The sequence below is a fragment of the Pseudomonas caspiana genome, from assembly GCF_040224095.2.
In the GTDB taxonomy this organism is placed as follows: domain Bacteria; phylum Pseudomonadota; class Gammaproteobacteria; order Pseudomonadales; family Pseudomonadaceae; genus Aquipseudomonas; species Aquipseudomonas caspiana.
In genome coordinates this window covers 4,325,346-4,352,264 of record NZ_CP167995.1, presented here as the reverse complement: position 1 = coordinate 4,352,264, position 26,919 = coordinate 4,325,346, and the positions used below count along the sequence as shown (strand labels likewise).

Sequence of the window (26,919 nt, the reverse complement as noted above, 5' to 3'; positions counted from 1 at the left end):
GCTGATCCAGCTTGAAGAACAGCACCACGTGCTGTTGCTGACCCTGCACCACATCGTTTCCGACGGCTGGTCGATGAATGTACTGATCGATGAGTTCGTGCGTTTTTACGAAGCCCACAACACAGGTCAGATCGCACAGTTTGAACCGCTGCCGATCCAGTACAGCGATTACGCCCTGTGGCAACAGCGCTGGCTGGAAGCGGGGGAGCAGGATCGCCAGCTGGGTTACTGGCTCAAGCAGTTAGGCGATGAGCATCCGCCGCTGGAACTGGCCACTGATCACCCGCGTCCAGCGCGGCCGGATCATCGCGGCTTGCGGCATGACTTTGCCATAGATGAAACGCTGGCAGGCGAACTGCGCGAGCTGGCCCGGCAGCAGAACGTCACGTTGTTCATGTTGCTACTGGGTGCGTTCAACGTGCTGTTGCACCGTTACAGCGGGCAGACCGATCTGCGCGTCGGCGTGCCCGTCGCCAATCGCAATCGCAGCGACATCGAAGGGCTGATCGGCTTTTTCGTCAACACTCAGGTGCTGCGCACGCAACTGGACAGCCAGACCCGCGTCGACCAGTTGCTAGCCTCCGTGAAGGAAGCCGCGCTTGGCGCGCAATCCCATCAGGACTTGCCGTTCGAGCGCTTGGTGGATGCGCTCAAGCTTGAGCGCAGCCTCAGCCATAACCCGCTGTTTCAGGTGATGTACAACCACCTGCCGAACGTCGCGGATATCGAAGTGCTGAAAGTCGGCGATGGCCTGGAGCTGAGCCCGCTGGAGTGGCAAGGACGGACCACGCCATTCGACTTGACTCTCACCACTCACGAGCGCGGCGGCAAGCTGTTTGCCTCTTTGACCTATGCCAGCGAATTGTTCGACGCGCAGACCGTAGAGCGCATGGCTCGTCACTGGCTGAACCTGCTGCGAGCGATGGTCCGCGACCCGCAGGCGCTGCTCGGCGATCTGCCATTACTCGACAACGCTGAGCGCACGCTGCAATGCGCTGACTGGAACCAAACGGCACAGGATTTTCCGGTCAGCGACAGCGTGCTCTCGCTGATCAACGCCCACACTCTGAATACGCCGGATGCGACAGCGCTGGTTTTTGCAGGGCAGCAACTGAGCTACAAACAACTGGAGCGTCGCGCCAATCACCTTGCGCAAAGGCTGATCGCCGAGGGCGTTGGCATTGAGAGCCGGGTAGGCCTGGTGGCCGAGCGTTCGCTGGATACCTTGGTCGCGTTGCTCGCCATCTGGAAAGCGGGTGCGGCGTATGTGCCGTTTGACCCGGAGCTGCCGCCGCTCCGCCTGACTGACATGATTGCGGACAGTGGCGTGACGCTGTTGCTCAGCCCGGAGCAGACCTCGCTGCCGGTGAGCGAGAACGTAAACATACTGGCGCTTGAGCGCGTGGCGCGAGGCGAGAGCGATCAAGCGCCACAGGTGACCCTCGATCCGCAGCAACTGGCCTACGTGATTTACACCTCCGGCTCGACCGGCAAATCCAAAGGCGTCGCCGTCAGCCACGGCGCGTTGCTCAACTATGTGCAGGGCATCATGCAAACGCTGCCAATCGAGCAGGCCCGCAGCATGGCCATCGTTTCCACGCTGGCCGCAGACCTCGGCCATACGGTGCTGTTCGCGGCGCTGTGTTCGGGACGTGAATTGCATGTGATCGAAGCTGACGTGGCCCTCGATCCCCAGCGTTTCGGTGCTTACCTGAGCCAGCACGCCATCGATGTATTGAAGATCGTACCGTCTCATCTCGAAGCACTGCTCAGCGGTGATTCGCCAGAAAATGTGTTGCCGCAGACCTGTCTGGTTTTGGGCGGCGAAGCCAGTTCGCCAGCGCTGATCGATAAGGTAAAAGCGCTGGGCACATGCCGAATCGTCAACCACTACGGCCCGACCGAAACCACCGTCGGCGTGCTCACTCAGGCTGTTGAAGGCCCGCGCTCGATTGCTCTGGGCCGCCCGCTGCCCAACGTTCAGGCGTACGTGCTGGACAGCGCCTTGCAACTGAAACCGCTGGGCAGCGACGGCGAGTTGTACATCGGCGGCGCTCAGTTGGCGCGTGGCTATCTCAGGCAGGCAGCCATGACCGCTGAGCGTTTTGTGCCGGATCCCTTCGGTGCGCCGGGTGCTCGTCTGTATCGCACCGGTGACCGGGTACGCCAGCAGGTCGACGGCAGTCTGGTGTTTATCGGACGGGTCGATCATCAGGTGAAGATTCGCGGTTTCCGCATTGATCTGGGCGATGTGCTCGCCGCGTTGCGCAGCCATCCATTGATCAAGGATGCGGCCGTGCAAGTGGTAGGCGAGCAGGGCAGCCGTCGCATTGTGGCCTGGCTGGTCTGGTCGGTACCGGGTTCGCTGGAAGCGGTACAGGCATATCTGGCCGAACGCCTTCCGGATTACATGTTGCCCGCGCAATTCATGACTCTGGAACGACTGCCACTCACGGCTAATGGCAAGCTGGACAGCCGCGCCTTGCCGCTGCCTGAGCGCGCCAGCGAGACGCAGGTTCATGTCGCGCCGCAGACCGACAGCCAGATTCGCCTTGCCGCGATCTGGGCCGAGGTGCTGAAGGTCGAGCGAGTCGGTTTGCAGGACAACTTCTTCACTCTTGGCGGCCATTCTTTGCTGGCCGTGCAGATCGTCTCCCGAGTCCGTCGCCAGTTCGGCGTTGACCTGCAACTGCGGGCGCTGTTCGACACGGAAAACCTTGAGCAACTGGCCGCCGTGGTCGATCAACTGGTGCCGCAGACGCAAACCCTGGCATTGCTCCCGGCCGATCGCTCCCAGCCGTTGCGGGCGTCGTTTGCCCAGCAGCGTCAATGGCTGTTCTGGACCATGCAGCCTACAAGTACGGCGTATCACACGCCGCTGGTGGTGAAGCTGAGCGGCGATTTGCACCTTCAAGCGTTGCAGCGCAGTTTCGACGCGTTGCTCGTTCGTCATGAATCTCTGCGCACCACCTTTATCGAACAGGACGGCGTGCTGTATCAGCAGGTTCAGCCAGCTACCGCCGTGCAGTTTGAGCGGCAAACCCTCTTGGGCGCAGATGACGCTGCCATTGAGCAAGCCATCCACGAAGAAACCCAGCGCCTGTTCGACTTGGCTAACGGCCCGCTGTTGCGAGTCAAACTGCTCGCCACTGCCGAGCAGCAATCGGTATTGGTGATGACCCTGCACCACATCACCTCGGACGGTTGGTCCATGGGCCTGCTGGTGCACGAATTTGTCGAGTTCTACCGGGCGTTTGCCGAGCAGCGCGAGCCTGCGCTGACCGCATTGCCGGTGCAATACGCCGACTACGCGCGCTGGCAGCATGACTGGCTGGAGCAGGGCGAACTGCAACGCCAACTGGATTACTGGACGACGCGTTTGGGCCACGAACATGAATTGTTGGCGCTGCCGCTGGATCACCCGCGTCCTGCCACCCGCAGTTATCGCGGTGGCCGGGTGGCGTTGCGCTTGCCGAGCCTGTTGGAAAGTGGCGTACGGGCGTTGGCTCAACGCAACGGCGTGACCTTGTTCCAGCTGTTCCTCGGTGCTTTTGCGCTGGTCTTGCAGCGTTACTCCGGCCAGTCGGACCTACGCATCGGCGTGCCGGTGAACAACCGCAATGCCGAAGAGCTTGAGGCGGTGGTTGGCTTCTTCGTCAACACTCTGGTGATTCGTTTGCAGCCGGATGTGCGGGTTTCTGTGCAGCAATGGCTGGACCAGGTCAAGGACAGCACGCTCTCGGCTCAGGCCCATCAGGACTTGCCGTTCGAAAAGCTGGTAGAAGCGCTCAACCCGGATCGGGCACTCAACTACAACCCGCTGTTCCAGGTGATGTACAACCACTTGAGCACGCTGGGCGGCACCGCAACCGGCGCAAGTCTGCCCGGCCTGCGCGCCGAGGAAATGCCGCTGTCGGGTGCGGCCGCTCAGTTCGATCTGGCCCTGGAAACCCTGGAAACAGCGCAAGGCATCGACGTCGCGCTGGTGTTCGCTGCCGAGTTGTTCGAGACCGCCACCGTTGAAGGGCTGGCCGCTCACTGGCAGCGTTTGCTGCAAGCCATGATCGACAACGATCAGCGCGCGCTGGGTGATCTGCCGATGCTGTCCAGCCACGATGTCGAGCGTGCCGAGCGCTGGAATGCCACCGATGTCCGCTACGCCGATGAGGTCTGCGTGCAACGCCTGATCGAAGCGCAGGTCGAGCGTACGCCTGACGCGGTGGCGCTGGTGTTTGGCGCTGAGTCGCTGACCTATCGCCAGCTCAATCGCACGGCCAACCGTCTTGCTCGACAGCTGATTGAACTGGGGGTCGGGCCGGACGTGCTGGTCGGTGTTGCGGCCTTGCGTTCGGTAGAAATGGTTGTTGCGTTGCTGGCGGTGCTCAAGGCCGGTGGCGCTTATGTGCCGATTGATCCGGAGTACCCGCAAGAGCGGCAGACTTACATGATCGAGGACAGCGGCATCGAACTGCTGCTGGTCCAGGCTGAGTTCGAAGGCCAGTTGCCTAAGTCCGTTAAAACGCTTGTTTTACAGACACCCTTGAACGACGGCGAGGCTGGCGATGATCGCAATCCGCAGATTGATCTGGATGGCGAGAATCTGGCCTATGTCATCTACACCTCGGGTTCTACCGGCAAGCCCAAAGGTGCGGGCAATCGACACAGCGCGCTGACCAATCGCTTGCAGTGGATGCAGCAGGCGTATGGCCTGTCCGCGCGTGACACGGTGCTGCAAAAAACGCCGTTCAGTTTCGACGTGTCGGTGTGGGAATTCTTCTGGCCATTGATGACCGGCGCGCAACTGGTCGTGGCCCAACCCGGTGATCATCGCGATCCGGCGAAACTGGTGCACCTGATCGAAGAACATGGCGTCACCACCCTGCATTTCGTGCCTTCCATGCTGCAGGTTTTCCTCCAGTCGCTGCCGCATCAACGCTGCACCAGCCTGCGAAGGATCATTTGCAGCGGTGAAGCGCTGCCGGTCGATGCGCAGAATCAAGTCTTTGCCCTACTGCCTCAGGCCGGGCTCTACAACCTGTATGGCCCGACCGAAGCGGCCATCGACGTGACCCACTGGACCTGCCGCGATGAAGGGCTGGACAGCGTGCCGATTGGCGAACCCATCGCCAATCTGCAGGCCTGGATTCTTGATCAGGCGCTGCAACCGGTATTGCCGGGCGTTGCCGGTGAGTTGTATCTGGGCGGAGCAGGGCTTGCCCGAGGCTATCACCGCCGCCCGGCGCTGACTGCCGAGCGTTTTGTGGTCAGCCTGTTTGGCGATGGCGAGCGCCTTTATCGCACCGGCGATCTGGCGCGTTATCGCGCTGACGGCGTTATCGAATACCTGGGTCGCCTCGACCATCAGGTGAAGATTCGCGGACAGCGCATCGAACTGGGTGAAATCGAAGCGCGACTGTTGGAGCAGGCTTCAGTCCGGGACGCTGCGGTGGTTGTGCACAGCAATGATCAGGGCCAGCAGCTGGTGGCTTATCTGGTGCTGGAGGCGGGCGGGTCTGACACAACGCTGATCAAGGATGAGCTCAAGCAAGCACTGCCGGGCTACATGGTGCCTAACCAGTTTGTGTTGCTGGATCACATGCCCCTCAGCCCCAACGGCAAGCTCGACCGCAAGGCGTTGCCTGCGCCAGCGGTATCCAGTGATCAGGATTGGCAGGCACCAGAAACCGATTTGCAACGTCAGGTCGCGGACATCTGGAGCGAAGTCCTGCGTCTGGAGCAAGTGGGCCTCAACGACCACTTTTTCGAACTCGGTGGTCACTCGTTGCTGGCGACCCAGCTGGTCGCTCGCACCGCCGAGGCGCTTAGTCTTGAAGTGCCGCTGGATATCCTCTTCGAGCACAGCACACTGGGCGGTTTCACTCAGGCACTGAGCGAGCTGAATGTGCGCCGTGTGCCTGCATTGCAGCCGTTCGCCCGTGGTGATTTAGCACCGCTTTCGTTTGCTCAGGAACGTTTGTGGTTCCTCTGGCAACTGGAGCCGACCAGCGCTGCGTATCACATTCCCATGTCCCTGCGCTTGCGAGGACCACTGGACCTGGCGGCACTGGAAAGCAGCCTGAACGCAGTGATTGCCCGCCATGAAAGCCTGCGCACCCGCTTTGTTCAGGGACTTGTTCAAGAGAGTGGCGAGCCGCGTCAGCAGATACTCGCTGAGTTGAAGCTGTCCATCGCCGTGCAGAATGCCAGCGCTGATACCGATGTTCGGGCGTTCATTGCCGAGCAGACCCGTCAGCCGTTCAATCTTGAACGCGATCCGTTACTGCGTCTGGCGCTGCTGCGCCTGGCCGACGACGACCACGTGTTGACGCTGGTGCAGCACCACATCGTTTCCGATGCCTGGTCGCTGACGTTACTGATTGAAGAATGGTTGCGGGGCTACGGCGCGCTGATCGCCGGCCAGCAGTTGGCGTTGCCAGCGTTGCCGGTGCAATACGCCGACTATGCCCTGTGGCAGCGTCAGTGGTTCGCGGAAGGCGAGCGCGAGCGCCAACTCGCTTACTGGCAGGAGCAATTGAGTGGCGGGGATTCGGTACTGGAGTTGCCGCTTGATCGGCCGCGCCCGGCGATTCAGAGTTTCCGTGGCGGCCGGGTCGAAATGCGTCTGCCGGTCGAGCTGAGTGAAGCCCTGCAGGTGTTGGCCGGGCAGCAGAACGTCACGTTGTTCATGTTGCTGCTGGCGTCGTTCCAGGTCCTGCTGCAACGTTACAGCGGCCAGCGAGATATTCGCGTCGGAGTGCCAGTCGCTAACCGTCACCGGGTCGAAACCGAAGAACTGATCGGCTTCTTCGTCAACACTCAGGTGCTGCGCGCTGAGGTGGACGGTCAGCAGGGCTTCGATACGTTGCTGCAACAGGTACGCCGTACCTCACTGGACGCCCAGGCGTATCAGGACCTGCCGTTCGAGCAACTGGTCGAGGCTTTGCAACCGGAACGCAGCCTCAGCCAGAACCCGTTATTCCAGGTCATGTTCAATCACCAGAACCGGGTTGACGACAGCGTACTGCGCAATCTGGATCTGCCCGGTCTGAGCATTGAGAACCTGGGTGTCGAGAACGAAAGTGCGCAGTTCGACCTGTCGCTCGCCACCTTTGAAACCGAAGCCGGCCTCAAGGCCACCCTGACTTACGCGTCCGACTTGTTTGACGCGCAGACCGTGCAGCGTCTTGGCGATTACTGGCAGAACCTGCTGGCCGCCATCGTTGCCGAGCCCGGCCAACGCATCGGCGAACTGTCGATGATCGGTGCGGCCGAGCAGCAGCAAGTGGTGCGCGACTGGAACCTCGTTGAAGACTGCCCGATAGATTTTGCCTGCGTGCATCAAGCGTTCGAGCATCAGGTCAGCCTGACGCCAGACGCTGTTGCGCTGGTCCACGATGATCGTCAACTGAGTTACAGCCAGCTCAACGCCAGGGCCAATCAAATGGCCCATGCTCTGCGGGAGTCGGGTGTCGGTCCGGAAAGTCTGGTAGGGATCGCCACCGAACGTGGCATGGACATGGTCATCGCCGTGTTTGCCGTGCTCAAGGCCGGTGGCGCTTACGTACCACTGGACCCGCAATACCCGCAGGAAAGGCTGTACCAGATGATGCAGGACAGCGGTCTGCGGTTGTTGCTTACCCAGACGTCATTGCTCGACAGCCTGTTGATCCCTGAAGGCATTGCCTGCCTGTGCCTGGATAACGCCGAGCAATGGAACGGACATCCGACGGCCAATCTGCCGAACAGGCTGCACGGTCACAATCTGGCGTATGTGATGTTCACCTCCGGCTCTACCGGTCGTCCCAAAGGTGTGGGTATCGATCAGTCGGCGCTGAGCGGGCATACACGGGTTTCCCTGGGGTTCTACAACCTGACTGCTGCCGACCGGATCCTGCAGTTCTCGACGTTCAACTTCGACACCTTCGTCGAGCAGCTTTTCCCCGCGTTGACCTGCGGTGCAGCCGTAGTGCTGCGCGGCCCGGACTTGTGGGACAGCGAAACTTTCCATCGTCATCTGCTTGATCAGCGGATCAGCGTGGTGGGGCTGACAACCTCCTACTGGCATCTGCTGATCCGTGATTTTGCTGCCAAGGGCATCAAGGATTACGGCGCATTGCGGCAGATGCATACCGGTGGCGAGGCGATGCCGCCGGAAGGTATTCAGGCCTGGCGCGACGCCGGTCTGGAGCACGTGACACTGCTCAACACCTATGGTCCGACCGAGGCAACCGTGACCGCCACCACCGTTGACTGCGAGGCCTACATCAGTGGCAAGCAAGCGCTGCCGCTGATGATGCCGATTGGCAAGCCACTGTCAGGGCGAAGTATCTATCTGCTCGACGAAAACGCTCAACCGGTCCCGATCGGGTCGGTGGGTGAGTTGTTCATTGGTGGCAGCCTGCTTGCTCGCGGCTATTTCAATCGCCCTGATCTGACCGCTGAGCGCTTCATCCCCGATCCGTTCGACGGGCAGGGTGGTCGGCTGTATCGCACTGGAGACCTGGCCCGCTATCGCGTCGACGGAGTCATCGAGTATGTCGGGCGTGTTGATCATCAGGTGAAGATCCGTGGCTTCCGTATCGAACTGGGCGAGATCGAAGCTCGTTTGCTGGAGCAGGATGAGGTCCGCGAAGCGCTGGTGCTGGCGGTCGATGGCGTGGGCGGTCAGCAACTGGTGGCTTACGTCGTGCCGGAAGGCGAATACGAAGCCCAGGCATTGCGCGACCGGCTCAAGGCGCAGCTCAAGCGCAGCCTGCCTGATTACATGATCCCGGCGCACCTGATGCTGCTGGAGCGTTTGCCGCTGAGCCCCAGTGGCAAGCTGGACCGCAAAGCGCTGCCCGCCGCTGATTTCAGCCAATTGCAAAACACCTGGACCGCACCGCGTACCGAGCTGGAGCAGCGCATCGCCGCGCTCTGGCAAGACGTGCTCAAGCTGGAGAGGATCGGTCGTACCGATAACTTCTTCGAGCTGGGCGGCCACTCCTTACTGGTCGTGAGCACGGTCTCACGCATTCAACTCGAGCTTGGTATGAAAGCGACTGTGCAACTGATGTTCCAATTCCCTGTTCTGGGTGATTTCGCCACACAGCTGGAAGCCCTTGGTGGCGCAGTGGAGGCCTCGACCCTCGACGGTCTTGAAGCCTTGCTCGACGAAATGGAGGAGGCATGATGGATCAGGCCGCAGCTGCACGTATCGCCCGTCGTTTCATCCTGCTGCCACTGGATAAGCGCCAAGCCTATCTGGAAAAAATGCTCGAACAGCGAGTGTCGCCCGCCAACTTGCCGATCCCCGAAGTTCGTTCAGAGCTGGATGTGCTGCCCTTGTCCTACGCGCAGGAGCGTCAGTGGTTCCTCTGGCAACTGGAGCCGGACAGCAGCGCGTACCACATGCCGACGGCGTTGCGTTTGCAGGGCGAGCTGGACATCGACGCGCTTGAGCAGGCCTTCAACGCGCTGGTTGCACGCCACGACACCTTGCGCACGACCTTTGCCCTCGATGGCGAACGGCCGCATCAGGTCATCCACGCCCAAGGTCGGCTAACGCTGGCACGGGAAACGTTGCCAGGCCATGTCGCGCACGAGCGTGACGCGCTGATCCAGGCATTCGTTGAAGCACAAACACGGCTGACCTTTGATCTGGCCGAGGGGCCTTTGCTGCGCGTCACGCTGTTGCAATTGGCTGCCGATGACCATGTGCTGGTGATGGTCCAGCATCACATCGTCTCCGATGGTTGGTCCATGCAGGTCATGGTCGATGAGCTGGTGCAACTTTACGTGGGTTTCAGCCAGCAGCAACCGGTTGAACTGCCCGCGCTGCCGATTCAGTACGCCGACTATGCGATCTGGCAGCGGCACTGGATGGAGGCGGGCGGCAAGGCTCAGCAACTGGCGTACTGGACCGGGCAACTGGGTAACGATCAACCGGTGCTGGAACTGCCCACTGATCGTCCGCGTCCGGCGGTGCAAAGTCATCGTGGCGCGCGACTGGACCTGCCGCTGGACGCTGAACTGAGTCGTCAGCTCAAGGCCCTTGCCCACGCGCAAGGCGTCACGCCTTTCATGCTGTTGCTGGCCTCGTTTCAGGTCCTGCTGCATCGCCACAGCGGGCAGCGTGACATCCGCGTCGGTGTGCCTACCGCTAACCGTAACCGGGTTGAAACCAACGGCTTGATCGGCTTCTTCGTCAACACTCAGGTGCTGCGTGCGGAACTCGATGCTACCCAGCGTTTCAGCGAACTGCTGCAACAGGTCAAACAGACTGCATTGGGCGCGCAGGCGCATCAGGATTTGCCTTTCGAACAATTGGTCGAAGCACTGCATCCAGAACGCAGCCTTAGCCACAGCCCGCTGTTTCAGGTGATGTACAACCACCAGAGCGATGACCAGCATGGCCGCGGTCAGCGTGCGACGCGATTGCCCGGCCTGAGCATCGAAGGTCTGGTGTGGGACAGCCACAACGCTTCGTTCGACCTGACACTGGACACGGTGGAAAGCGCCGAGGGCCTATGGGCCTCGCTGACTTACGCCACCGACCTGTTCGACGCCACGACCGTGCAGCGCATGAGTGAGCATTGGCTGAACCTGCTGCACGGCATCGTCGCCGATCCGCAGCAGCACATTGGCGCGCTGCCGATGCTCGGCCAGCGTGAACTGGATCATCTGCTGCTGGAGCGCAACGGCCTCAACGACAAGCATGTCGCCGGGCTGCTGGTGCATCAGCGCATCGAGCAGTTGGCTCAGCAAACGCCGGACGCCACCGCGCTGATTTTCGGCAAGCAGACGTTGAGCTTTGCCGAACTCAACCAACAGGCCAATCGCCTCGCGCATCGACTGATCGCGGACGGTGTCGGCCCTGACGTGATCGTCGGTATTGCGCTGGAGCGCGGTCTGGAGATTGTCGTGGCGCTGTTGGCTGTGCTCAAGGCCGGTGGCGCTTATGCCCCGCTGGACCCTGAATACCCGCAGGAACGTCTGGCGTATCTGATGCGCGACAGCCGCATGGCGTTGCTGTTGAGTGATTCGGTGTTGCGTCAGCGTTTGCCGATTCCTGATGATCTGCCGGTGCTGGAAGTCAATCAACTAGACGCCCGTGCGCAGCCCTATACCGATCCGTCTGTGGCGCTGCTGCCCGATCATCTGGCTTACGTGATTTACACCTCCGGCTCGACCGGCCAGCCCAAAGGTGTTGCAGTTGCTCACGGTCCGATGGCGATGCATTGCCGGGCCATCGGCGAGCGTTACGAGATGACGCCTGACGATTGCGAACTGCATTTCATGTCGTTTGCCTTCGACGGTGCCCACGAGCGCTGGCTGACTGCGTTGACCCATGGCGGTCGTCTGTTGATCCGTGATGCAGAGCTGTGGACGCCGGAGCAAACGTATCAGGCCATGCATGAGCATGGCGTGACCGTGGTGGCGTTCCCGCCGGTGTACCTGCAACAACTGGCTGAACATGCCGAGCGACACGGCAACCCGCCGCCGGTGCGGATTTATTGCTTTGGTGGCGATGCAGTGCCGCAGGCCAGTTTCGAGCTGGCCAAGCGCGCGCTCAAGCCGCAGTACATCATCAACGGTTATGGCCCGACTGAAACCGTGGTCACGCCGCTGATCTGGAAGGCGGGTGCGGACGATCATTGCGGTGCTGCTTATGCCCCGATTGGCAGCCGCATCGGCGAGCGCAGCGCTTATGTGCTGGACGCTGATTTGAACCTGTTGCCGCTGGGTGTCGCTGGTGAGTTGTACCTGGGCGGGTTGGGTCTGGCTCGCGGTTACCTGAACCGTCCGGGCATGACCGCCGAGCGTTTTGTCGCGGATCCGTTCAGCGCCAAAGGCGGGCGCCTGTACCGCACCGGCGATTTGGTCAGCCAGCGTGCTGACGGCACGTTCGATTACCTGGGTCGCCTTGACCGTCAGGTAAAGATTCGTGGTTTCCGTATCGAGCTGGGCGAAGTCGAAGCCCGTCTGCTGGCGCTGGATGGCGTCCGCGATGCGGTGGCTGTCGCGCAGCAAGGGCTGAGCGGGCAGCAACTGGTCGGCTACATCGTGCCTGATGCGCTGGATGTTCTGAGCGATCCTCAAGTGCAGCTCGATCTGCGTGAAAGTCTCAAAGCGCAACTCAAGGCCGAGCTGCCTGACTACATGGTGCCCGCGCATGTGTTGTTCCTTGAGCGCATGCCCCTGACACCCAATGGCAAGCTGGATCGCAAGGCCTTGCCTCTGCCGGACACCAGCCTCTTGCAGCAGCATTACGTCGCCCCGCGCAACACGCTGGAAAGTGATATCGCGGCGATCTGGCAAGACGTACTCAAGCTTGAACAAGTCGGTGTCACCGATAACTTCTTCGAGTTGGGCGGCGACTCGATCATCTCGATTCAAGTGGTCAGCCGTGCGCGCCTGGCCGATATCGCTTTTACCCCGAAAGACTTGTTTCTGCACCAGACCGTTCAGGCGCTGGCCACTGTGGCCCGGCGTGGTGCGCCGACGCAGCAGATTGATCAAGGTCCTGTGATCGGCGAAACGCCGTTGCTGCCAATTCAGCAATGGTTCTTTACTCAACCGATCCCCGAGCGTCAGCACTGGAACCAGTCGGTGGTACTGGAGCCACGTCAGCCCTTGAATGCGCGGGTGTTGCGTGCCGCGTTACTGGCAATGGTCAATCATCACGACGCGCTGCGTCTGGTATTCCCGGAGGCCGGGCAAGGCCGGGCGGTATTTGCCGAACCGTTGACTGGCGATGCTGATGCCGCGTTGAGTCTGCTGTGGCAGGTCACTCTGAACGGTGCCTTCGAACTTGAACCGTTGTTCGAAGAAGCCCAGCGCAGCCTCAATCTGCAAAACGGTCCGTTGTTGAGGGCAGTGCTGGCGGACCTGCCGGATGGCAGCCAGCGTCTATTACTGGTGGTCCATCACCTGGTGGTGGACGGCGTGTCGTGGCGGATTCTGTTCGACGATCTGCAACGGGCTTATCAACTATTGCTGGCCGAAAAGCCATTGGATTTGCCTGCGAAAACCTCGTCGTGCAAGGCGTGGGGCGAGCAGTTGCAGCGCTGGACCCAAGGCGATGAGCTGGCTGCAGAACTGGCAGGCTGGCAACAACGGCTGTCCGGCATCAACGGCGACATTCCTTGCGAACGCCCCAACGGCGCCTTGCATAACCGCCTGGCGCAGACCGTTCATACACGGCTGGATGCCAACGCTACGCGACAGTTGTTGCAACAGGCGCCAACGGCGTATCGCACTCAGGTCAACGACTTGCTGTTGACCGCCCTGGCCCGTGTGATTGCACGCTGGAGTGGCCGCGACGATGTACTGGTGCAACTGGAAGGCCACGGTCGCGAAGAGCTGTTTGAACATATCGATCTGACCCGCACCGTGGGCTGGTTTACCAGCCTTTATTCGGTCAGCCTCAAGGCTCATGGCGCAACCGGCGCAGCCATCAAACACATCAAGGAGCAGTTGCGATCAATCCCCAACAAAGGTCTGGGCTTCGGCGCGCTGCGTTATCTGGGCGACGGCGCGACCCAGGCCGCCATGGCTGCATTGCCGACGCCGCGGATCACCTTCAACTACCTTGGTCAGTTCGACGCCAGTTTCGACGATGAGCAGGCATTGCTGGTCCCGGCCAAGGAAACTGCTGGTGCCGAGCAAAGCGCGGATGCGCCGCTGGGTAACTGGCTGAGCATCAATGGCCAGGTATTCTGCGGCGAACTGAAACTGGGCTGGACCTTCAGTCGGGAAATGTTCGATGAAGCCACCGTGCAGCACCTGGCTGACCAATTGGGCGATGAACTGCAGGCGTTGATCGCTCATTGCCTGGACGCCCAGGCCGGTGGCTTCACACCGTCTGACTTCCCGCTGGCCACTATCAATCAGGCACAACTGGACGCCTTGCCGCTGCTGGCCGCTGACGTTCAGGACCTGTATCCACTGGCACCGATGCAGCAAGGCATGCTGTTTCACAGCCTTTACGAGCAAACGCAGCGGGGCGCGTACGTCAACCAGATGTGTGTGGACGTCGAGAACCTTGATCCCGAGCGCTTCCGTAAAGCGTGGCAAACCGTCGTTGAACGGCATGACATTCTGCGCAGCGCGTTCCTGTGGCAAGGCACGCTGGAGCAGCCGCTACAGGTCGTATTCAAACGCGTCGAGTTGCCGTTTCAGGTCCTCGACTGGCGTGAGCGCGTCGCGCCGGAGCAGGCATTGCTGGCGCTGGCCGAGAGTGATCGCATGGCCGGGTTTGATCTGGGCAAGGCACCGTTGCTGCGCCTGACGCTCGTGCGCACTGCCGAGCAGCGTCATCACCTGATCTACACCAGCCACCACATCCTGATGGATGGCTGGAGCAGTTCGCAGTTGATCGGTGAAGTTTTACAGCAGTACGCCGGTCAGCCAGCACCAGCACACACCGGTCGTTATCGTGATTACATCGGCTGGTTGCAACGTCAGGATGTGGCGGCGGATCAGGCGTTCTGGGCGGCACAAACCGCCGATCTCGCGGCGCCGACTCTGTTGGCCGAGGCGCTGCAATCGGCCGTGACAAGCAGCGGCTTCGCCGACTACTACCTGCGTCTCGACGCTGCGCAAACCCGTGCACTGGGCGATGCTGCGCGGCAGAGCAAAGTCACCCTGAACACGCTGGTGCAAGCCGCGTGGTTGCTGACGCTTCAACGCTTTACCGGGCAACGCACCCTGGCGTTCGGTGCCACGGTGGCGGGGCGTCCGGCAGAGATTGCCGGCATCGAACAGCAGATCGGTCTGTTCATCAACACGCTGCCGGTGATTGTTTCGGCTACACCGGAACAGGCGTTGGGCGCCTGGCTGGTCGACCTGCAATCGCGCAATCTCGCATTGCGAGAGCACGAACATACGCCGCTGGCGGACATTCAACGCTGGGCAGGACAGGGCGGTGAAGCGCTGTTCGATAACTTGCTGGTGTTTGAAAACTACCCGGTGTCCGAAGCGCTGCAACAGGGCGCGCCCCAAGGGCTGCGCTTCGGTGAAGTGCGCAGCCGCGAGCAGGGTAACTATCCTCTGACCCTGGCGGTCAGCCTGGGGGAATCGCTGTCGGTGCATTTCCATTATCAGCGCGAGCATCTGGACGCTGAGGCCATCGAGCAGGTCAGCGCGCATTTCGCTCGCGTGTTGCAGCAGTTGTCGGTGGCGGTTGGCGAAACGCTATTGGGTAGCCTGCAAGGTGGCAGCCCATTAGAGCAGCAACAGGCCGTACAGGCCTGGAACCCGCAGCCGCAGAGTTTTGCTGTCGAGCATCCTCTGCACAAGCTGATCGAAGCCCAGGTCCAGCGCGCACCCGATGCCGTGGCATTGAGTTTTGGCAATGAGCACGTCAGCTACGGCGAGCTCAATCAGCGCGCCAACCGGCTGGCGCATCGTTTGATCGAGCAAGGCGTTGGCCCCGATGTGCTGGTGGGGCTGGCGGCTGAGCGGTCCGTGGAAATGCTGGTCGGGCTGTTGGCGATTCTCAAGGCGGGCGGTGCTTATGTTCCGCTCGACCCGGTTTATCCGCAGGATCGTCTGGCGTACATGATTCAGGACAGCGGCCTGCGTTTGCTACTGGCTCAGCCACATGTGGTCGATCAGTTGCCGGACCTCAACGAGGTCGAAACCCTGCTGCTGGGCGCGAATCTCAGCAGCTTCAGCGCGGATAACCCGGTAACCAGCGTCGGGCCGGATAACCTCGCCTACGTGATCTACACCTCCGGTTCCACAGGCCAGCCCAAGGGCGCATTGTTGCCGCACAGCAACGTGGTGCGCTTGTTCAGCGCCACTCAGCAGTGGTTCGATTTCGATGAGCGCGATGTGTGGAGCCTGTTCCACTCCTACGCGTTCGACTTTTCGGTGTGGGAGATTTTCGGTGCGCTGCTACATGGCGGCCGCCTGCTGATCGTGCCCCATGAAACCAGCCGCTCGCCGGAAGATTTCCACACCTTGCTGTGCCGCGAAGGCGTGACGGTGTTGAACCAGACGCCATCGGCTTTCAAGCAACTGATGCAAGTGGCTGTCGAGTCTGACGCGACACCTTCGCTGCGTTATGTGGTGTTCGGTGGCGAAGCGCTGGATGTCAGTAGCCTGCGCCCATGGTTCGAGCGTTTCGGTGATCAGGCCCCGCAACTGATCAACATGTACGGCATCACTGAAACCACCGTGCACGTGACCTGGCGTCCGGTCAGTCTGGCGGACCTGCAAGCCGGCGCGGCCAGCCCGATTGGCGCCCCTATCCCTGACTTGTCCTGGTACTTGCTGGACGCTGATCTGAACCCGGTGCCGCGTGGTTGCGTCGGTGAGTTGTATGTCGGTCAGGCGGGCCTGGCCCGGGGTTATCTGAACCGCGCTGGCCTGACCGCGACGCGCTTTGTGCCGAGCCCGTTCGACGAGCAGGGCGGGCGTTTGTATCGCACCGGCGACCTGGCGCGCTACTGCGTCGATGGCTCCATCGAGTACATCGGGCGTATCGACCATCAAGTGAAGATTCGCGGCTTCCGCATCGAGTTGGGCGAGATTGATGCGCGCCTCAATGAGCTGGAAGTGGTTCGCGAAGGTCTGGTGCGGGTTCACGAAGCGGCCAGCGGTGCGCAACTGGTGGCCTACGTGGTGCCGCAGCAGTACAGCGCTGATGCGCTGACACAGGCTGGCCTGCGCGACGTCATCAAGACGCTGTTGCGTGACAATTTGCCGGATTACATGGTGCCGGTGCAGTTCCTGTTCCTTGAACGCATGCCGCTGACTGCCAACGGCAAGCTGGACCACAAAGCACTGCCTGCGCCGGATACCGGTCTGGCGCAACTCGACTACGTGGCGCCGCAAAGCAGCCTTGAACAGCAGATCGCTGCGGTCTGGCAGGACGTGCTCAAGCTGGATCAGGTGGGTGTCACCGACAACTTCTTCGAACTGGGCGGCGATTCGATCATCTCGATTCAGGTGGTCAGCCGTGCGCGTCTGGCAGGTATTCGCTTTACGCCTAAAGACCTGTTTGAGCGCCAGACGGTGCGCGCGTTGGCTCAAGTGGCGCAACTGGGCGATGGTGCGCTAACCATCGATCAAGGCCCGGTGAGCGGTGAAATGCCGTTGTTGCCGATCCAGCAATGGTTCTTCGAGCAGGACATTCCCGAGCGGCATCACTGGAACCAGTCGGTGCTGCTGGCCCCGCGTCAGCGCATGGACGCTCAAGTGTTGAGCGTGGCCGTGCAAGCGTTGATCAATCATCACGATGCCTTGCGTCTGACCTTTGCCCAGCCCTTCAATCTGGGCCGCTTCGATGCAGCCCCGGCGCAGTCGCCGCTGTGGTGTGAAACTGTCAGTGATGCCACACAACTCGAGTCGCTGCTGAACAAGGCGCAACGCAGTCTGGATCTGCAGAACGGTCCATTGCTGCGGGTGCTGCTGGCTGAGTTGCCCGACGGCGAACAGCGTCTGTTGCTGGCCATCCATCACCTGGTAGTGGACGGCGTTTCATGGCGGATTTTGTTCGAGGACCTGCAAAGCGCTTACCGGCAGATCGAGTCGGGCAAGACTGTGCAATTGCCGAGCAAAACCACCGCCTTCAAACACTGGGCGCAAGGTTTGCAAACCCTGGCTCGCGACGGCGGTTTGTCGTCGCAACTGGCGTTCTGGCAAACGTTGCTGTCGGGAGCATCGACGGATCTGCCGTGCCTGAACAGTGCTGCCAGCCCGCGCGCCAGCGACAGCAAAACGGTCGGCGCCAAGCTGTCCGCCGACCTGACCCGGCAATTGCTGCAACAGGCTCCAGCGGCCTATCGCACCCAGGTCAACGATCTTCTGCTGACCGCGCTGGCCCGCGTACTCGCGAACTGGACCGGACGCGATGACGTGCTGGTGCAACTGGAAGGTCACGGTCGCGAGGCGGTGCTGGAAGACGCTGACCTGAGTCGCACGCTGGGCTGGTTCACCAGCCTGTTCCCTGTGCGTCTGACGGCTCAGGCCGAGCTGGAGCCGTCGATCAAACACATCAAGGAGCAACTGCGGGCCATCCCGGACAAGGGCATTGGCTTTGGCGTGTTGCGCTATCTGGGCGATGAGCCGACCCGCAACAAATTGAGTGAGCTGCCGACACCTCGCATCACCTTCAACTACCTTGGCCAGTTCGACGGCAGCTTCGATGATGCTGACGCGCTGTTCGTCCCGGCCAAAGAAAGCAGTGGGGTCGAGCAGAGCGCGGACGCACCGTTGAATAACTGGCTGAGCATTAACAGTCAGGTATTTGCTGGCGAGTTGAGCCTCGCCTGGACCTTCAGTGCCGAAATGTTCGCCGAGCACACCCTGCAGGCGTTGGCGAATGAGTACATCGCCGAGTTGACCCGCGTCATCGAGCATTGCAGCGATCCGCAGCACAGCGGGCTGACTCCGTCTGACTTCCCGCTGGCCCGTATCAGCCAGAAACAACTGGATGCGCTGCCCCTCGAAGTGGCTCAAGTAGAAGATGTCTATCCGCTGGCGCCTATGCAGCAAGGCATGCTCTTCCACACCCTGTATGAAGAGCAGATGGGGGGCGATTACACCAACCAGATGCGTCTGGACGTAGAGGGCCTTGATCCGGAGCGCTTCCGGCAGGCCTGGCAAGCGGCCGTGAATCAGCATGGGATCCTGCGCAGCGGGTTCTTCTGGCAGGGCGGTCTGGAGCGGCCGTTGCAAGTGGTGTTCAAGGATGTGGTGCTGCCGTTTACGGTCGTTGACCTGCGCCACACAACCGACCTTGCCCACGAACTGGAAAAACTGGCTGACGCCGAACTCAGCCGTGGTTTTGATTTGAGCAGCGCGCCGTTGCTGCGTCTGGTGGCGGTGCGCGTCGACGAACAGCGTTATCACCTGATCTACACCAACCATCACATCCTGATGGATGGCTGGAGCAACTCGCAGTTGCTCGGTGAGGTGCTGCAACGTTATGCCGGTGAATATCAAGCGCAACACATGGGCGGCTATCGCGATTACATCGCCTGGTTGCAGGCGCAGGATGCCGCGCTGAGCGAAGCGTTCTGGCTGGATCGACTCAGTGTGCTGGACGAACCGACCTGGCTGACCCGTGCTCTGGACTTGCCTGCGCAAGCGGGTATTGAAGCGCATGGTGATCACTTCGAAGTGTTCAGTGCCGAACAAACCAGACTGTTGGGCGATTTTGCCCGTCAGCAAAAAGTGACGCTCAACACCGTAGTGCAATCAGCGTGGCTGCTGCTGTTGCAGCGCTACACCGGGCAGCCAGCCGTGGCGTTTGGCGCGACGGTTTCCGGACGTCCGGCCGGGCTTAAAGGTGTCGAGCAGCAGATCGGTCTGTTCATCAACACCTTGCCAGTCATTGCCACGCCGCAGCCGGAACAGGCGTTGAGCGACTGGCTGCAAACGGTTCAGGCCGACAACCTGGCATTGCGTGAGCATGAGCACACGCCGCTGGCCGATATTCAGCGCTGGTCGGGGCAGGGCAGCGATGCCTTGTTCGACAGCATTCTGGTGTTCGAAAACTACCCGGTGTCGGAAGCCTTGCAGCAGGAAGCACCGCAGGAACTCACCTTCGGCAAGGTCGACAATCACGAGCAGACCCACTATCCACTGACATTGATCGTCGGTCTGGGCGAAGCCTTGTCGCTGCACTTCAACTACCGGCAGGCGAACTTCCCGGCGCACACAGTGCAGCAGATTGCTGGTCAGCTTCAGCACTTGTTGATGCAAATGGCCGGCAGTCACGCGGGTCAGCGCTTGAGCGATCTGGCGTTGCAAGACGACGCTCAGATCGAAGCGCACCTTGCCCAGTGGAACCCGGCAACTCAGGCGTTCCCGGTCGAGCAGTGCCTGCATCAATTGATTGCTGCGCAAGCAGCGCGTACGCCTCAGGCAGTGGCCGTGTCATTCGAGGATCAGAATCTCAGTTATCAAGCGCTGGACAGCCAGGCCAACCGTCTCGCTCACGCGCTGATCGCAGCGGGCGTCGGCCCGGACGTTCGCGTCGGCATTGCCGTGCAGCGTGGGCTGGAGATGATTGTCGGCTTGCTGGCGATCCTCAAGGCAGGCGGTGCTTACGTGCCGCTGGACCCGGATTATCCGCAGGACCGTCTGACCTACATGATCGAAGACAGCGGCCTGTCGCTGTTGTTGACTCATAGCAATCTGCGTGACCGGTTGCCGATTCCGACAGCGGTAAGAACCTTGCTGCTGGACGCGGACCTGTCTGCACAACCGAGCCATGACCCGCGTGTGTCGGTGAGTCCTGAAAACCTCGCTTACGTGATCTACACCTCGGGTTCAACAGGGCAGCCGAAAGGCGCGCTGTTGCCGCACAGCAATGTCGTGCGGTTGTTCAGCGCGACTGAGCAGTGGTTTGGTTTCGATGAAAACGATGTGTGGAGCCTGTTTCATTCCTACGCGTTCGACTTCTCGGTCTGGGAGATTTTTGGTGCGTTGCTGCATGGCGGCCGCCTGCTGATCGTGCCCCATGAAACCAGCCGCTCGCCGGAGGATTTCCACGCGCTGCTGTGCCGCGAAGGCGTGACGGTGTTGAACCAGACGCCATCGGCGTTCAAGCAATTGATGCAGGTCGCCGTGGCGTCTGATGCCAACACGGCGCTGCGTTATGTGGTGTTCGGCGGCGAAGCGCTGGATGTCGGCAGCCTGCGTCCATGGTTCGAGCGTTTCGGCGATCAGGCTCCGCAACTGATCAACATGTACGGCATTACCGAAACTACGGTTCATGTGACTTATCGTCCGGTCGGTCTGGCGGACCTGCAAGCCGAAGCGGCCAGCCCGATTGGCGCGCCGATTCCAGACTTGTCCTGGTACTTGCTGGACGCTGATCTCAAACCGGTGCCGCGAGGTTGTGTGGGCGAGCTGTATGTCGGGCAGGCGGGTCTGGCCCGTGGTTACCTGAACCGTGCGGGCTTGACCGCGACACGCTTTGTGCCGAACCCGTTCGATGAGCAGGGCGGGCGTCTGTATCGCACCGGCGATCTTGCGCGTTACTGCGTCGATGGCTCCATCGAGTACATCGGGCGGATCGACCATCAAGTGAAGATTCGCGGCTTCCGTATCGAGCTGGGTGAAATCGAAGCGCGGTTGCGTGATTGCGCAGCGGTTCGCGAAGCGGTGGTGCTGGCCATCGACGGCTTGAGCGGTCAGCAACTGGTGGCGTGGATCGTGCCGCAGGCATTTGATGCTGCCGGGCAGGCCGCGCTGAGAGAGCGGATCAAGGAGGAGCTCAAGGAAACGCTGCCGGATTACATGGTGCCCGCGCACTTGCTGTTCATGGAACGCATGCCGCTGACCGTCAATGGCAAGCTGGATCGCAAGGCCCTGCCGGCACCTGACGCCAGTCTTGCTCAGCAAAATTATGTCGCGCCGCGTACCGAGCTGGAACAGCGTCTGGTGACGATCTGGCAAGACGTGTTGCGTCTGGAGCGTGTAGGGCTGACCGACAATTTCTTCGAGCTGGGCGGCGATTCGATTGTCTCGATTCAGTTGGTGAGCCGGGCGCGGCAGGAGGGTATTCGTTTTACGCCCAAAGACCTGTTCGAATGTCAGACCGTCCAGGCTCTGGCTCAAACGGCCCGGCTGGGTGATGACACGCTGACCATCGATCAGGGCCCGGCAGCGGGTGACATGCCGTTGGTGCCGATCCAGCAATGGTTCTTCGAGCAGGATATCCCGGCCAGTCAGCACTGGAACCAGTCCGTGCTGCTGGCGCCGCGTCTGGCGCTGGATGCCGATCTACTGGCGACGGCTCTGGTCGCGTTGGTCAACCATCACGACGCTTTACGCCTGGTGTTTGCGCCGTCCACTGGAACTGTCACGGGCACCTTTGGCGCCGTGCTTGAAGGCCCGTCCACTGAGATGTTGTGGACAGCGCAGGTGAGTGATCCTGCGCAGTTGCAGCCCCTCTTCGAAAAAGCCCAACGCAGCCTTGATTTGCAAAACGGCCCGCTGTTGCGTGCGGTACTGGCTGATCTGCCGGGAGGAGAACAGCGCTTGCTGCTGGTGATTCATCACCTGGTAGTAGATGGCGTGTCCTGGCGGATTCTATTTGAAGACCTGCAACGACTTTACAACGTCGCTCGCGAGAACGCGCCGGTGCAATTGTCGACGCGTACCAGCAGCCTCAAACGCTGGGCCGAGCGCCTGCAGGAACATGCGTTGACGGACGCGATGCAGCAACAGGTCAGCTATTGGCAAACGCAGTTGCAGGGTGTTCCGGCTGATCTCCCGGATGTGCGGCGTGAAGACGCGCAGCAGGTTCGTCATGCTGCCACCGTGCATTGCCGTCTCGATCAAGTGACGACCCGCCATCTTTTGCAGCAGGCTCCGGCCGCCTATCGGACTCAGGTCAATGATCTGCTGCTGACGGCGCTGGCTCGGGTGATAGCGCGTTGGACCGGACGTGCAGATGTGTTGATCCAGCTGGAAGGGCATGGCCGTGAGGACCTGTTTGAGGACATCGACCTGACCCGCACCGTGGGCTGGTTCACCAGTCTGTTTGCCGTAAAGCTGACTGCGCATGCGGAGCTGCCGGCGTCCATCAAGGGCATCAAGGAACAGCTGCGCGCGGTGCCTCAGCGCGGGCTTGGGCTGGGCGTGTTGCGTTACTTGGGTGATCAGCAGACCCGCAAGGCGTTGCAAGGCCTGGCGACGCCCCGGATCACCTTCAACTACCTCGGTCAGTTCGATGGCAGCTTTGACGAGAGTGACAGCCTGTTCAGGCCAGTCTCGGAAAACAAAGGGATTGAGCGCGATGAATCGGCACCGCTGGATAACTGGCTGACTATCAACGGGCAGGTTTACAACGACACCCTTGAACTGGGCTGGACCTTCAGCGAGCAGATGTTCGACACCGGGTTGATTCAGCGCCTGGCTGACGAGTTCTGCGTGGAGCTGCGCGAGGTGGTCGAGCACTGTGTCGAACGTCCGCTTCAGGCATTTACGCCAAGCGATTTCCCGCTGACACGCCTGACCCAGACTCAGCTTGATTCGTTGCCAGTCCCGCTGGCGGCAGTCGAGGATATCTACCCACTGTCGCCGATGCAGAGCGGGATGTTGTTCCACACCCTAGAAATGCCGGGTGAAGCGTTCTACATCAGCCAGGTCAATGTGGCCGTTGATGGTCTCGACGCGCAGCGCTTTATTGCCGCTTGGAACACTGTCATCGAGCGACATGAAATCCTGCGCACGGGGTTCTGGGCTGCAAGCAATCTGGCAGAGCCGGTACAACTGGTGTACCGCAGCGCACAGTTGCACGTACGGCAACTGGACTGGCGCGAACACAATCACCTTGAGTCGGATCTCCAGGCACTGGCCGCCGACGACTGTGACCAGGGCTTTGATCTGCTCGCTGCGCCGTTGATACGGCTGACACTGGTTCATCTGGCCGGGCAGCGTCACCAGTTGATCTGGACCAGCCACCATATCCTGATGGATGGCTGGTCCAGCTCGCGTCTGCTGGGTGAGGTTTTCCAGTGTTATGCCGGGCATGAATCAGGTCCGCGTATCGGCCGCTATCGCGATTACATCGCGTGGCTGCAGGCTCAACCTGAACAGTTGCTGGAAACGTTCTGGAAGGCTCATGTTCAGGCGCTGGAAGGGCCGACGCAACTGGCGACTTCGGTCTATCCGCGGCCTGACGCCTCACTCAGTGGTCATGCTGCGCACTATCTGCGTTGGGACAAAGCGGCGACTGATCAGCTGCGCGAGCGGGCCCAGGCCCTGCGCGTGACACCCAATACGCTGGTTCAGGGCGCCTGGCTGTTGCTGTTGCAGCGCTTTACCGGCCAGGCATCGGTGTGTTTTGGCGCGACGGTTGCCGGACGTCCGGCGGCGGTGAGCGGTTGCAATGAAATGCTCGGGTTGTTCATCAACACCTTGCCTATCGTTCAGGCGCCTGAGCCAGAGCAGCGTGTGGACCAATGGCTGGCGCAACTTCAAGCATTCAACCTCGAAGTGCGTGACCACGAGCATGCATCGCTGGCGGATGTGCAGCGCTGGTCGGGCCATGGCGGTCGACCGTTGTTCGACAGCATTGTCGTGTTCGAGAACTTCCCGGTGGATGAGCGGCTGCGCGACACCGACAGCCATCAACTGAAGTTTGGCGAGTTGAGCACCCGCGATGTGACCAACTACGCCATGGACCTGGCGGTAGAGCTGGCGCAGACCCTGCAAATCGAGTTCCTGTACTTGCGTAACAGCTTCACCGATGAAGGCGCGGCTCAGGTCATGGCCTGTTTCGAGACCCTGTTGAATGCCTTGCTGGACCAACCGCAAGCGACCCTCGGCAGTCTGTGCATGGTTGACGCTGAAGACGGCTTGATCAGTCAGCAGGGTGTCGGTTCGAAACAGACAGACAGCGATTCGCTGCCTGCATTGATTGCCAATCTTGCGCAGATTGACCCGCAAGCGGTGGCCGTTGTCTGCGGTGATGAAGCACTGACGCGTGGGCAGTTGGAGCTGCGTGTCAACCAGCTCGCTCACGCCTTGACGGCGTCAGGTGTGGGGCCACAGTCGGTGATCGGAGTCGGTCTGGAGCGTTCTGTGCAGACCATCATTGCGCTGTATGCAGCCCTTAAAGTCGGCGCTGCTTACGTGCCGATGGACATCGACTACCCGCGAGATCGTCTGGAATGGATCATCGAAGATTCAGGTATGCAGGTCTTGCTGACCCACAGTGCATTGAGCAACCGTTTACCGTGTCCGCCAACTGTCACGCGGATGAACCTGGACGAGCTGGACAGCCTCAGTTTACCGGTTGATTACCCGGTGACTGCCGTCAGCGAGCAGGAACTGGCGTACTTGATTTATACCTCTGGCTCAACCGGCAAACCCAAGGGTGTTGCCGTGGCGCGTGGCCCATTGCGTGTGCATTGTCAGGCGATTGCCGAACGCTATGAAATGGATGCCGATACCCGCGAGTTGCTGTTCATGTCCTTCGCGTTTGACGGTGCTCAGGAACGCTGGTTGTCGACGTTGATCAGCGGAGGTCGTCTGGTGGTCCGGGACAACACGCTGTGGACGCCTGAGCAGACGTATGACGCCTTGCACAGCCATGCGATCACCATTGCCTGTTTCCCGCCGGCCTATCTGCAGCAACTGGCCGAACATGCTCAGGCACACGGCAATCCACCTCCGGTCAGTATCTATTGCTTCGGGGGGGATGCGGTGGCGGATGCCAGTTTTGAGCTGGTCAAGTCTGCGCTCAAACCACGCTACATCACCAACGGTTACGGCCCCACTGAAACCGTGGTCACGCCGCTGCTCTGGAAGGCTGGCGTCGATGCTCGCTGCGAGGCGGCTTACGCGCCGATCGGCACAGCTGTCGGGCCTCGTTCGTTGTACGTGCTGGATGCGCAACTCAATCGTGTTCCTGCGGGGGTGGCTGGCGAGTTGTACATTGGGGGCGATGAGCTTGCTCGTGGTTACTACCGTCGTCCTGGATTGACCGCCGAGCGCTTTGTGGCGGACCCGTTCAGCCATACAGGAGGCCGCTTGTACCGCACCGGTGATCGGGTGCGGCAGCGAGCTGACGGCGTGTTTGATTATCTTGGGCGCCTGGACAATCAGGTGAAGATCCGTGGCTTCAGGATCGAACTCGGTGAAGTCGAAGCTTGTCTGCGTGAGGCGCCGTCAGTACGCGACGCAGTGGTCATCGCCCGTGACATTGCAGGTGGCAAGCAATTGGTCGGTTATGTAGTTGCACCGTCGCAAGCCGGGCTGGCCGAACAACTACGCGCCCGCTTGCAAGAGCGTCTGCCGGACTACATGGTGCCCGCTCACCTGATGTTGCTGGATCGTCTGCCCCTGAACCCTAACGGCAAGGTGGATCGTCTCTCGCTCCCCGAGCCTGAGTTACAGGGCAGCCAATACGTGGCGCCGCGTAATGCACTGGAAAAACATCTGGCCGAGGTCTGGCAGCAAGTACTTGAAGTGCCTCAGGTCGGTGTGACTGACAACTTCTTCGAACTGGGGGGCGACTCCCTGCGCACGCTCAAAGTGTTAAGCAAAGTCAGGGCATTGCAGTTGCCGGATTTCGAGCTGAAATTGCGTGACATGATGAGCAGGCCGACCATTGCCGAATTGTCCGGGTATCAGGCTCAAACCGAGCTGGACCCCGTCCTGCTATTGAATGCTGCATCGGCAAGTGTTCCCGCGTTGTTCTGTATTCATGCGGGTTACGGCACGGTGTTCGACTATGACGCATTGGCCCGGCGTCTTGATGGCAAGTGTCGAGTGTATGGCGTGCAGTGCCGCATGCTGCTCGACCGCGACTGGCAGGACACTTCGCTGCAGTCCATGGCCATCGATTACGCCCAGTACATTCGCCAGAAACAGGCGCACGGTCCTTACAAACTGGTCGGCTGGTCATTGGGCGGGGCGTTGGCAGTGCTTGTGGCTCAGGAGCTTGAAAGTCAAGGGCAAGCGGTACACTTTGTGGGCTTGATCGACAGCTTCATCCCGAGTGCTGAACGCGAGCCTTTGATTGACTCGCAGCACGAGTGGTCGGGCTTCCTGACGTCCGTACTGGGTCAGGCACCTGCGCAAGTCTTGCCGTTACCGACCGATCTGCACCGGGAGCAGTTGGCAGCGATCATTCAGCAAGCTCGTGGCGATTGTGCCAGCCGCGACACGGCCAGCGCTTATGCGGCGTTCGATGCAGATGATTTGGCGCAAACCTTCCTGGTTGGCATGCACCTGGCTGAGCTGTCGGGGCAGGCAGAAGCTCTGCCGCCAGTGAGTGCCACCGTTCACTGCTGGTGGGCGCAGGGAACTGACATGCAAATGCGCGATGCTTTCGAGCAGACATTGATCGACAAGGGGCATAGCACGTCAGTCGCTGCTGACCATAACGGGATCGTGAGCCATGGGGATTTTCTCCAGACCTTTCTGACGACCTTGGAATCGGTGCCACAGATGGAGATTTAA

Annotated in this window: 2 protein-coding genes (1 of these 2 cut by a window edge); both read left to right on the top strand. The window is 60.7% G+C overall.

Annotated elements, in window-relative coordinates; translation table 11 throughout:
- Window positions 1-9,172: the 3' portion of an amino acid adenylation domain-containing protein gene (locus ABRP31_RS19620; RefSeq protein ID WP_349972048.1), read on the top strand. It extends 494 nt beyond the left edge of the window; the window shows 9,172 of its 9,666 coding nt (coding positions 495-9,666); its start codon lies off the left edge, out of view; its stop codon occupies window positions 9,170-9,172.
- Window positions 9,172-26,919 carry a non-ribosomal peptide synthase/polyketide synthase gene (locus ABRP31_RS19615; protein WP_372489456.1) on the top strand — a complete coding sequence of 5,916 codons (17,748 nt, stop codon included), beginning with the start codon at window positions 9,172-9,174 and terminating at the stop codon, window positions 26,917-26,919. Before ABRP31_RS19620 ends, ABRP31_RS19615 begins: the two co-directional genes overlap by 1 nt.